5 protein-coding genes are annotated in these 11960 nt (G+C 37.8%); 4 read left to right on the forward strand and 1 reads right to left on the reverse strand.

All coding sequences use genetic code 11. From position 1 onward, the window contains the following. Nucleotides 1-290 precede the first annotated feature (290 nt). The 4 genes from ACFIQC_RS01050 (at nt 291) to ACFIQC_RS01065 (ending at nt 5724) form a co-directional block, all read left to right on the forward strand. Nucleotides 291-1475 carry a hypothetical protein gene (locus ACFIQC_RS01050; RefSeq protein WP_375706612.1) on the forward strand — a complete coding sequence of 395 codons (1185 nt, stop codon included), beginning with the start codon at nt 291-293 and terminating at the stop codon, nt 1473-1475. A gap of 11 nt (nt 1476-1486) precedes the next feature. Next, nucleotides 1487-3046 carry a heme biosynthesis protein HemY gene (locus tag ACFIQC_RS01055; RefSeq protein WP_375706613.1) on the forward strand — a complete coding sequence of 520 codons (1560 nt, stop codon included), beginning with the start codon at nt 1487-1489 and terminating at the stop codon, nt 3044-3046. Nucleotides 3047-3192: 146 nt separating this feature from the next. Further along, the gene (locus ACFIQC_RS01060; protein ID WP_375606037.1) at nt 3193-3939 is read left to right on the forward strand and encodes a glutamine amidotransferase; all 747 of its coding nucleotides are present in this window, start codon (nt 3193-3195) and stop codon (nt 3937-3939) included. A 798-nt stretch (nt 3940-4737) separates the two neighbouring features. Continuing rightward, complete coding sequence (locus tag ACFIQC_RS01065) at nt 4738-5724, forward strand: DUF2125 domain-containing protein (RefSeq protein ID WP_375706614.1); 987 nt, start codon at nt 4738-4740, stop codon at nt 5722-5724. A gap of 1321 nt (nt 5725-7045) precedes the next feature. Here ACFIQC_RS01065 and ACFIQC_RS01070 read toward each other — a convergent pair. Continuing rightward, a complete protein-coding gene (locus ACFIQC_RS01070) occupies nt 7046-11755 on the reverse strand; it encodes an NAD-glutamate dehydrogenase (RefSeq protein ID WP_375706615.1) in 4710 nt (1569 codons plus the stop codon). Nucleotides 11756-11960: the final 205 nt, after the last annotated feature.

Raw genomic sequence — 11960 nt, forward strand, 5'->3', positions numbered from 1 at the left:
ATTGAAGCTTCTTTCCTGCGTGCGTACCATGAACAGAAAAAGATGCAAAGTATTTCTCTTAGAATTGTTTTTTCTATGAAAAATATGTGTTTTGGCATTTTCTTTGAATTTTATGATATCGTTGATTAAAAAATAAAGCTGTATTTTCGAGTATAAAATGCAAATGTTTTTTAAAAACTTGTCTATTAAAGGCGATACTTGTAAATATTATTGAGAAAAGCTGCGTTTTTAAAACTTTTTTCATTTTATTATTTTATCATTAAAAAAAGTGTGCACGAAAAGTGACAGAGATGGTCGATTCTTCAAAACCAAAAGTTAAACCACATTATGCTGGTACGCGCCGTAAGAAACCAGTTATTGAACATGAAGCTGTTCCCCGTGATTCAGAGGAAAAAATCCATAATTCTGTAGAATCTCAAGCGCGAGAAGAACAGAATATGCAAGGTCAGGATAAAAGTATCTCTAGTACAACTTGGCTTTTCTTATCCCTTTTTGGGATTTTGGGGGGATTCATTGCTTTGGGAATTTTTATGGGGCTTCAATGGGCTGGTTTTTTTCCTTCTCCTTTTGTGGAAAATTCTGCTAGAGGAGAAAAAGCTTTGCAGATTGCTGAAGCCGCAAAAAGTCAAGGTGAAGACACAAAGGAACAATTGAGGCGGGTCTTTCAAGAAATTGATACGTTAAAAACAGAGTTTTCTTCTTTTTCATCACAACAGTTTAAAACAACGAAAAATGATGAACTATCGAAAGAAGAAAGCAAAAAAGCTTTTGCGATTTTAGAGGAAAAAGTAAAAGCTCTTGAAGAAATTGTACAAACTTTTGTTAGAAAGTCGAAAGAGATAGAGACGGCTTTGTCTGTTGGGCAGAGCAATGCAAATGATCTTGCTGCGTTAAAACAACAGTTAGAAGCACTACAGGAAGAAACTGCTGTTAAAAATAGTGAGAAAAAAGAAATAGATACCGCGCTCTTTACTGCAATTAGTTCATTAAAAAATGCTGTAGAGCGTGGTGGATCTTATAATAATGAATTAAAGCTGTTGCGGCAATTATCGCCTTCGATTAATGGACTTGATGTGTTGCAAAAAACAGCTACTGTGGGTCTTCCAAGTTCAGCACAACTTTCAGTTGATTTTGCTCATGTTGCTGATGCAATTGTTGGTACGCAAAATCTTGTTGCGTCAGATGCTGGTTTTTTTGACCGAATTTTAGCGTGGATAAAAGGGCTCATTGTTTCGCGACCGATTGGAAATGTTGAAGGGACAACGCTGGGGGCTATTGCGGCACGCATGGAAGTTGCCATTCAAGCTGGTGATTACGAAAAGGCTTTGAGCGAATGGCAATCATTGCCCCAAAGTGCAAAAGATGTTTCAATGGATTTTGTTAAGCAGCTTGAAAGACATATTGCTATTCAACAGTTGTTGCAGCAATTGTTATTGTCTGTGCAACAAGGATCTTTTAAAGCAACAAAGATGTAAATAGGCCCAAGATGATACGTGTTTTTATTTATATTTTTGTTGTTTGTATCCTCGGTTTAGCTTTCACGTGGGTTGCTAATCACAATGGTATTTTTGTTCTCACATTTTTGCATTTCAGATTTTCTGCTTCATTTCTTACAGTGTTAAGTGTGCTTATTTTGTTTTTTGTAACGCTGGTGCTTTTATGGTGGTTATTGGCTTTCTTTTTTTCCATACCGAATGCTCTTTGCAATTATTTTTATAAACGCCATCAAAAGCGTGGTTACGAAGCTCTTTCAAAGGGGATTCTTGCAACTTTTGCTGGTGATAGTATGGTTGCGCAAAAAATGGAAGCACGGGTTGCTAAATATCTTGCAGGAAAACAAGAGCCATTGGTAAAACTCTTACAAGCGCAAACCTTGTCTTTACAAAATGACTCTGTTCGCGCCATCGGTCTTTATGAAGAGATGAGAAAGGAAGATCCGACAAAACTGGTTGGACTTTATGGTTTGTTTCGTGAAGCGATGAAGAGTAAAGCTTATGAAGCAGCGCAACAATATGCCGAAGAGGCACTGACTTTATCGCCAGCACTTTTATGGGCGCATCAGGCGGTGCTTGATCGATTAAGTACTGAGGGTAAATGGGATAAGGCACTTACTGTTTTTGAAAGAACGCAAAAAGCTCTCCCGCGTTCTGTTCGCGCGATTCCAGAGCGGCAGCATATACAGGTTTTACTACTAAGTGGGCAGGCACTTTCTTTGTTTGATACACATCCTGTACAAGCACGTGAAGCTATTTTGAAAGCCCATAAATTGGCGCCTGATTTTGTTCCAATAATAGTTATTGCTGCTGATATTCTTTATAAATTAAACGAAACGCGTAAAGCGGATAAAATGATTATAGCGGCTTGGCAAAAGGAGCCTCATCCTGACTTGGGAGCGCTTTATCTTGAAAGAGAAGAAGGAGCCATTGGGCGATTGAAAAGGGCTAAGACACTTGCTTCTTATAATAAAGATGCATTTGAGTCGGCTTTCCTTATTGCTAAAGCAGCTTTGGATGCTGGTGAAACAGCATTAGCAAGAGAGAAGGCACAAAAAGCATTACAATGTCATCCACGGGAAAGTGTTTATTTATTGTTGGCAGATATTGAAGAGGCACAGGGAAACAATCAAGGTGCTGTGCGTCAATGGCTTTCTTTAGCACTTCGTGCTGAACGTGATCCAGTGTGGATGTGTGATGGGGCCATTTTTTCTTCTTGGTCAGCGGTTTCTCCAATCAGTGGACATTTGGGCTGTTTTGAATGGAAGGCGCCTCCTTGTATGCCTTCTCTCACATTAGAGGCGGACAATATTGTGCCGAAAAAGCAAGACAAAGAGTATGTTATGGGAAAAAGTGATGATGTTGGAGATAAGAAGCTTGAAAAATTAACACCTATAGATGATTCTCTTTTGCATAATGTGCAGGTGGAGAAACAAGATATAAAAGAAAAAGATGTAAAAATGTTCAGTCAAACTCACTTAAATGTTGATGATCCAGGGGTTAAAACAGAAGAAGAAACATCTTTATCGAGGAAAAAATTTCGTTTATTTTAAATTGCACCAATGTGATAATACGAATGTTTTCTCAGAAGAAACAATTGACCTAGAAGAAAAAATATCGTTAGTCTTGTCCAATAAAATTATTCTCTTATGCTTTAAAAATAAAGTTTTGCTTGGTAGCAGAGGTGATTGGTTAAAAAATGTTTTTAAATCAGAGATGTCTTGATAAAAAACAAAAAAATAACAAACCAAGGATTGCTGTCGTTATTCATCGGCGCTCTACCTATACTGGTCGGTTGGGAAAATTTTTACAACAAAATGGTTTTGTTCTTGATATTTATCGTCCTATTTTTGGACAAAAACTCCCTGATACATTAGAGCATTATGCCGGCGTTGTTATTTTAGGGGGACCGATGAGTGTGAATGACAGCGAAGCCTATATTGGTGAGGAAATTGATTGGATTTCGTTATCACTAAAGGAAAATAAGCCTTTTTTGGGTATTTGTCTTGGAGCACAAATGTTAGCGCGAAATCTAGGGGGGCGCGTTGGTACAAGAAGTGATGGGACTGTTGAAGTCGGCTGGTATCCACTAGAAGCAACCCCACAAGGGAAGGAATTGATGAATTGGCCAGAGATGGTCTACCATTTCCATGATGAAGGTATTTATGATTTACCGAAAGAGGCAATGCTTTTGGCAACAGGGAATACATATCCTACACAAGCTTTTCGTTATGGAAACAATGCATGGGGCTTGCAGTTTCATGCTGAATTTACACGCGCTATGATGCGGCGTTTGGTCGTGCGTTCGGCACATAAATTGACTGAAAAAGGTGCTCAACCTGCTTGTGCACATTTGAAAGGTCGTTTAATCTATGATCGAGCTTTGAGCCAATGGTTTGAAAGCGCATTACACCAGATTTTTTGTACACCGCCCGTACTTGTGTGATTGTTGACAACGAATTGATTTATATAGGTAATTCACAGTTTTGTATATTGAATGAGAACCCCGAATATAGTAAGGTTTTTTCATTCCAAACCTGTGTATGTTGACTCAATAAAAACCTCTTGTTTGCATGTCACAAGTAGGGCTGGCGTGTGGGCAAAAACTGTATAAGAAAAGACTAAAAATGCTTCTTATGAACTGTCTTAAGTGCCAAGGGCTGTCGCAACATTTGGGGGCTAGCCAAATATAATGATGGTGCTGGCTTTGGGGTCTCCATAAGCGTAAAGATGGGGGGCTCAATGGCTTTATCGTTAAGAAACACTATTCATTATCATTTTTGTTGTGCTGTAAAACAGTATGGTTTAAGCTAGAGGTAGAAAATCTATGTAAAACTTTACACATGAGGTGTTTTTTGTTAAAGGGTGTAATGGGTTTTTTTTAAGAAAATCTTGTTTATTGAGCTTATGAGATACTGTACTTTAGAACGATGTATAGGGACTTCTTGAAGTGATCAGTAGATAAAATCCGGTCGATTAAGAAGTTGGATTGTGTATAAACTGAACGTGGTTGGGAATCTTTATCCTTTTTAGGGTGGGGAGGAAGTTAAGAGATAAAGAAAGTTTGAATATTGTCTAAATCCTTTCAAATACCATCATCACAAAAAAGTTTTTCTTTGAGTTATTTAATTTGTGGGCTCTTTTGTCTTGCTCTGATATTTATTTATAGCGCACTCTGGTTTTTTTTTCGCGTAAAATAGAAGACTATGTTTCTAATATATTCACAAAAGTATCTTCCCATAATATGGCGGCGGTATGTGAGAATGTGCACAAGGATGGTTATCCTTTACGTGTCGGTGTTGTTTGTGACAAGTTTCAATTTTCTTGGCCTTTACATGGAGTTTCTTTATCGACGGGGCGTTTGACAGCTGGTGCACCAATTTACGCACCTCATTTGGTCGAGTTTAATGTTCATTCTCCTGCATTAATTGTTTTTTCCGGAAAAACTCCCATAGTATCGCATTGGCGCAATTTGGTGATTGAAACAGAGCCTTATTGGAAAACGGGTAAAACATTGAAGTTTATAGCTGAAGGGCTTGAGATTTCATCTTTTTCCTCTTCCCCTGAAGATCAAAAGCTTCAAGAAGCATTAAGAGCACCAACGACAGATAAAAAAACGACACAAGAAAATATTGAAGATCCGGCATCTTTGCAAAATACGCATGACGTGATTATTCAGCCGTTAGAGCCACAAGACATGCCTCAAAAAATAACGGCAGAATTTTTGCGTTTTGATCTAAAACATGAAAAGAATGATTTATCGGGATATATAACTTTTGACGGTTTTGATGCTTCTCCCTTTTTAAAATCTTCTTTTGTTGATATTCCTAAAATTGATGGCAATTTGAAATGGATTTTAAATGACATGTCTTTTCTGTCTGAAGATGAAGAAAAAAATTGGCAACAACGACTGTATGGAAAAAGTGGACTTTTAAAGCAAGGTGAATTGACTTTTCATACAGGTGGTGCAGTGCGTATTAGTGGACCTTTTTCTTTTGATGATGAAGGATATTTGACAGCAAAATTTGAACTTGTCCTTATTCAGTCCATGAAGCTTCTTGACACTCTGCAGCGCTTATTTCCCGCGCAAGCCAATAATCTTCAAGCGTTATTTTTTATTTTGGGTGCTTTGCCTAAAAATGCGGACGGCGCTCCCGTTCTTTCCTTGCTCATTAACAATGGGTGGGTAAAACTGGGATTTTTAAAACTTGGTCGTCTTGCTCCACTTTAGGTGTTGTACCAAAGCCTTTTTTCATTTTTACTACCAAATTTCGACTTTTTCTGATTTTCACACTTTTTTGCAATTTTAGAGTGTTAAAAATTTATTTTAACAAAATGCGTATTTAATGGTAAAAAAATAGCTATAAAAATAAAAAATTACCACCTACTCCTAACTCGTCCAACCTCTTTTCACTTAGTACAAAATCTTATGTCAAACTACATATAGCAACAGTGTTTGTATGGAAAAGTGGTATTTTAAAGTATGCTGAATTGCCTTTTTATACAGGTGGTGTGGTTCTTTTTAGGAACCTTTGTCTTTATATATGGAATGAGCATATTGCATATATCTGTTTGGGTGTAACCTCTTAAAACAAGTAAATAGCCTAGTTGTAGGAAGATATGAAGTTGTAAAGGGGAAAATCAACATCCATCTTTACTGTCATTTTTTATTCGATTTTACGCATTTCAAAAGCAATTACAGTTATATCTTTTAAATAAACGGATTAAGCTTATCCTTTTATTTCTGATATTTTTTAATGAAGCTATATGTCTTCCACGTAAAACAGAATATATTTGTATTGCATATTTACGCATTTGTTAAAAAAATAGTTCTCAGTGCTTCCTATTTCACGATGTCGCCTGTGAATGGTATAAGGATAAAGCCATTAAGCACCATCATCTTTTCGGTTACGGAGTAACAAGCTAGGGGAAAACATCATCATATTTATATTTGCTTATATTTGCTAACTCCCAATGTTACTGCAGCTTTTGGCACTTGAGGCGGTTTATGAGGGGCATTTTTAGTCCTTTCTTTACTGTTTTTATCTATTTGGCTTTCCCATTTGCAATATGCAAGGGGAAATGGGGTTAATTAATTGAATATAAATAGATTTTAAATGAGACAAATTTAGAATATCGGATTATCAGTTATCATAAAAATGATAAAATTATGATTGTAAATCAATATATTATATTTTTATGATGAAGGATATTTGACAGTAAAATTTGAATTTATTTTTTATTTTTAGTGCTCTGTCTAAAAATGCGGGATAGGGTTTCCGTTCTTCCCTTGTTGATTAGTCATGGATGGATAGAACGGAGCAAAAGCTTAGCTGTTTTGTACTGCTTTTAAGTCTGAAAGTTTATATTTTTAGGGTGAGAAATCAATCCTGTTGTTTTTTTGAAATTGTTGCAAACAATTCTATTGTGATAAATAGCGAGATTTTTATTTTTGGTGTTATGTCTAAAATGCAAACTTCTGTTCTGTCTTAGTTGGTTTGTTGTGGTGGTGGGATAGAACGGGAGATTGAGAGGGTCGTTTTGTATTTTCTTTAGGTTTGAAAGCCAATATTTTGAAGTTGAGAAATCAATCCTGCTGCAAAAGTAAAACGAGAAATATTGAGATCATTTTCAATAAGGGCGCTAATGCGGTTTGTAATGTTGTGAATATGATCTTCTTCTGTTTTTTTCCAAGTGTCAAAAGGATCTTTTTTCTTTCCATAATTTTTGAGGATTTTCATAACGATTTGCCGAAAGCTTTCAGAAACATTTTCTTTGGCTTGGCTTAAAGCCATACTATCATAATAATCTACTACAGGAATTATACGACTTGCTTCGTTAATGCGGTTTATACGAATGATTTGCGCAAGTGAAAAGTAGATCTCTGCGGTTTTAATAAGATCACTGTTGCTTTGTTTTGCAATCAAAGAAATATCACAGATTGTTGAAGCAGCTTCCAAGAGAGCTAATTGTTTCGCTAATGCTTTTGGTGCTCCCTCTTCGCTGTAGTGTAATGCTTTTTCTTCAATCTTTTGCTTAATATCGTTGCCGTGAGAATGCATAAGCTCTTTTTCAATAACGCTACGGGCTTGTTTTATTGTTTTTACAATTTCTTCTAATGGACGTGAGAGATCTATGTTGTGCAAACCCCAATTGGTTGTTTCAAAGAGCATTGGGGTCATTGTTGCGTAGAATTTATTTTGGACAAGACCGAGTATTTTATTATCAAGCTTATCAATTTGCTCAGACAATTGAGGAATTTCGAAACCATCGCGGATGGCAATGAAAACGCGAATAATATTTTCAGTCTTTTGTTCTGTTGCATCATGTAGTCTATTAACAAAAGTGGGGCCTCCACGATTTACAATATCGTTGGCAATCAGCGTTGCGATAATATTACGACGCAATTGATGGTTAATAACTTCCTTCTTAAAATTTTCTTGAATTTGGGTTGGAAAATAGTTCAGCAAGGCTGTATTGAAATAGTGATCATCAACAATGGGGCTATTAGCAATTTCTTCTTTTAAGGTCAATTTAGCATAGGCAAAAATAACGGCGAGTTCTGGACGGAGAAGACCTTTGCCTTGGGTTGTTCTTTGTCGTAAAATTTGCTCATCAGGGAGTATTTCAACTCTGCGATCTAGAAGCTTTTTTTGTTCCAAATCGTGCATAAAGCGTATTTGATAGGGCAAATCAGTAGTGCTTTGGTTTTCCGCCAAAGAAAGCGCAAGGGGTTGTAGATAATTGTTGCGCAAGACGAGTTGCTCGACTTGAGGCGTCATTTTTTTCAAGAGCTTATTGCGATCTTCGCGGGTTAGTGTTTTGGCACGTAGTGCTGATGCAAGAACAATTTTGAGATTGACCTCAATATCAGAACAATTCACACCAGCAGAATTGTCAATGGCATCCGTATTGCATCGACCACCATTTAAGACATATTCAATCCGTCCACGTTGTGTAACACCAAGATTAGCTCCTTCACCAATAATTTTTGCACGCACTTGTTCTCCGGTAATGCGTATTGCATCATTTGCGCGATCACCTACTTGGGCATCGTTTTCGGTTGTTGCGCGGATATAAGTACCAATGCCACCGAACCATAAAAGATCAACAGGGGCTTTGAGAAGAGCAGAGATAATTTCAAAGGGTGTTCCTGTTTGTTTTTCGAAACCAATGGCTTGTGCTGCTTCAGGTGAGAGAGTAATGGTTTTTTCTTTTCGTGAGAAGATACCACCGCCCTTTGATAATTTGGTTTTATCGTAATCCTGCCAGCTTGAGCGAGGTAGTCTGAAGAGACGCGTACGCTCTGCATAGCTTTCGTCTATGTTCGGATCTGGATCAATAAAGATATCGCGGTGATCAAAAGCGGCAATCAATTTTGTTTGTTTGGAAAGCAGCATTCCATTGCCAAAGACATCACCAGACATATCGCCAACACCGACACAGGTGAAGGGCGTTGTTTGAATATCGTGATTAAATGACTCTCTAAAATGTCTTTTGACGGCTTCCCATGCACCTTTAGCTGTAATACCAATGTCTTTGTGGTCGTAACCTGCTGAACCTCCAGAGGCAAAAGCATCATCAAGCCAAAAGTGGTTTGCTTGGCTGATGGCGTTGGCTGTATCAGAAAAAGTTGCTGTTCCTTTGTCCGCTGCAACAACAAAATAGGGATCAGGGTCATCATGACAGATGACATTGTGGGGAGAACTTATTTTGCCGTTAATCAGATTGTCTGTAATGGAGAGCAAAGCTGTTATAAAGTCTGTATAAGCTTGTCGTGCTGCTTCTATGATGACAGCACGGTCATTTGTTTGGGGAAGCCGATGGGGATAGAATCCACCTTTTGCACCTGCAGGAACGATAACCGCATTTTTAACTTGTTGGGCTTTGACTAAGCTAAGCACTTCGGTGCGGTAATCTAATGCACGGTCAGACCAACGAATGCCGCCACGAGCGATAGGTCCAAAACGCAAATGGACCCCTTCAACTTCTGGTCCATAAACAAAAATTTCTCGGTAAGGGCGCGGTTCAGGCAAACCTTCAATCTGGCGTGGATTTAATTTGGTGGCTAAAATACGCCGTGGACTTCCATCAGGAAGAGTCGTAAAGGCATTCGTTCGTAAACTCGCCTCGATAAGGTTACAATAACGGCGTAAAATGAGATCATCGTCTAAACCAGAGACTTTCCGTAATTTTTCTTCAATGCGCTTTTGAATAACTTGTTGGTTTTTTTTCCGTTCTTTTTCTGTATGGCTTTGATGAAATTTTAAATGAAATAAAGCATAAAGATCTTGGGTAATGTCAGGATAAGCATTTAAAGTTTGGGCAACGCGATCTTGCGAATAAGGAATTCCAGCTTGTTGGAGATAGCGCCCATAATGGCGCAAAATAACAATTTCATGCCAATCAAGCTCAGCTGTTTGGGTGAGAGCATTAAAGCCGTCATTATCAGCATTTTGTGCCCAAATGGCTTCAAAGGTTTCGGCGTGTTTTTGACCGTCTTTTTCAAAATCGATACAGCGTTGGAAAGTACTTTCTAGCTGCATATCATGAAGATACACAGAGCGCCCATTGCCATCTGGTAATTCAAGGGTTTGTTCAGCAATAACGCGAAACCCCATATTTTCAAGGAGTGGTACACGTTTGGAAAGGGCAAGTGCTTCATGGCGGTGAAAAAGCCGAAGAGAAATGCACTGTTTTTCTTTGTTTTGTGCGTGATAAAAGATCACGAAAAGGGGCTTTTCATCATGAAGACTTAGAATATGTCCGGCATCGTTAATAGCGTCTTCAGCTGAAAATAAATCACGATAGCTGTTGGGGAATTCACTGGCTAGACGTGTTTGTTGCTCTGTTATTTTCTTGTTAAGAGCGATGGCTTGAACCCTGTCTTCCCAACTTCGTGCAATCGAACGTACATGTTGTTCAAGTGTGGAGCGCTCGTGAAGGGGAACAGTTTCGTTTCCTTTGCGATGGATGATATAATAGACACGTATAAGGGTACTTTCCAAAAATAGCGGATAAGATTCAAAAAAGTCACCTTTATAAAGCTCTACAAAATGTTCGCCAACTTTTTCACGCAGGCTGCTGCTATATTGGTCACGCGGTACGTAGACAAGGATAGAAACAAAGCGTCCAAAAGAATCAGTGTGGGCAAGAACCCGTAAACGTGGGCGCTCATCTAATTGTAGAATAAGCTTAGTGTTTTCTGTCAATGTATCAACATCAGAGCGAAACATTTCATCTCTTGGATAGGTTTCTAAAGCACTGATGAGTGCTTTTCCTGAATAATCGGCGTGATTGTGTCCAAGACGTTGAATAATAGTTCGGGCTTTTTCTTTTAAGAAAGGAATTTGCAAAATAGAACGTGTATAAGCTGAGGAGGTAAAAAGCCCTACAATGCGTAATTCTCCACAGAGTTGGTTTTCTTTATCAAAGATTTTAAGACCAATATAATCGAGCCAAACAGAACGGTGAATTTTGGAGCGGCTGTTCGCTTTTGTCACGATAAACAGATTATCGCTTTCCATGAAGGATAAAACTTCTTGAGGAGGTTCTTTCATACTTTTATCGTCAACAATATGAATAGAAGCATCCGTGAGTATACCAAGTTCAATATTACTTGCCGTAAAGGATTTTAGGGGTTTTTGGTCTTTAATGAAGTTGTAAGTGCGCATACCAAGGAAAATGAAATTATCGTCCATTAGCCAGTGAAGAAACTCAATGGCCTTTTCGCCTTCTTGTTTGTAGTGCGGGGGAAGACTTATTTGGTAGGCATGAATATGCTTTTCAACTTCTTCAAGCATAGGTTTCCAGTCTTGTACAGCAGCATTAACCTGTTCAAGAACTAAGGTGAGTTCATTTTCAAGTTTTTGTATTTGCTGTTTGTTTAATGACTCGATGTGAATTTGCATCAGACTGATGCGTTTTCCAGAAGCACAATCAATAATGGGGTGTGCAATCAAATAGATATGGTTTTTGTGTTGATTAAAAACATTTAAAATAGAATCCAGAAGGAAGGGTTTGTTATCATTGACAAGCGTGATAACGGTTATAGGTCTGTTACTGCGGGTTAAATTTTGCTCAAAGCAGATGGTATTTTTTCCCGTCTGATGGAGATTAAAAGCTTTTACCGCGATGGCTGTGGCTTTTTGAAGTTCTTCATTTTCATAATAAGCAATATCTTCTTTATCGGTTTGGGCAAAAAGGATTTGTTCTATTTTATCTTGGGTGTTTCTTGTCTCTGTTTTTTTTTGTTGCAACACATTCACTCTCCCTTTTTGCTCTTAAGGGGTCTTTATTAAAAGCAGACCATTATATTTTTTATATACTGTAACACCTTCTTTCTAAAGAAAATAGCTCTTTATTTGGAAAGAATGAGTTTGTTTTTGCTATTTTTTAGTAATATTTTGTACTTTAAAGAAATATTTTGCTTCAAGGAAAGGGCGCTTTTAGTATTTTTGTATGTTA

It is taken from the genome of Bartonella sp. AA126HLJHH (assembly GCF_042197425.1).
Classification (GTDB): domain Bacteria; phylum Pseudomonadota; class Alphaproteobacteria; order Rhizobiales; family Rhizobiaceae; genus Bartonella.

Bases quoted from the DNA above. Each gene is read 5' to 3' on its own strand.
- ACFIQC_RS01050 (WP_375706612.1), top strand. From the start codon at position 291: ATGGTCGATTCTTCAAAACCAAAAGTTAAACCACATTATGCTGGTACG.
- ACFIQC_RS01055 (WP_375706613.1), top strand. From the start codon at position 1,487: ATGATACGTGTTTTTATTTATATTTTTGTTGTTTGTATCCTCGGTTTA.
- ACFIQC_RS01060 (WP_375606037.1), top strand. From the start codon at position 3,193: ATGTTTTTAAATCAGAGATGTCTTGATAAAAAACAAAAAAATAACAAA.
- ACFIQC_RS01065 (WP_375706614.1), top strand. From the start codon at position 4,738: ATGGCGGCGGTATGTGAGAATGTGCACAAGGATGGTTATCCTTTACGT.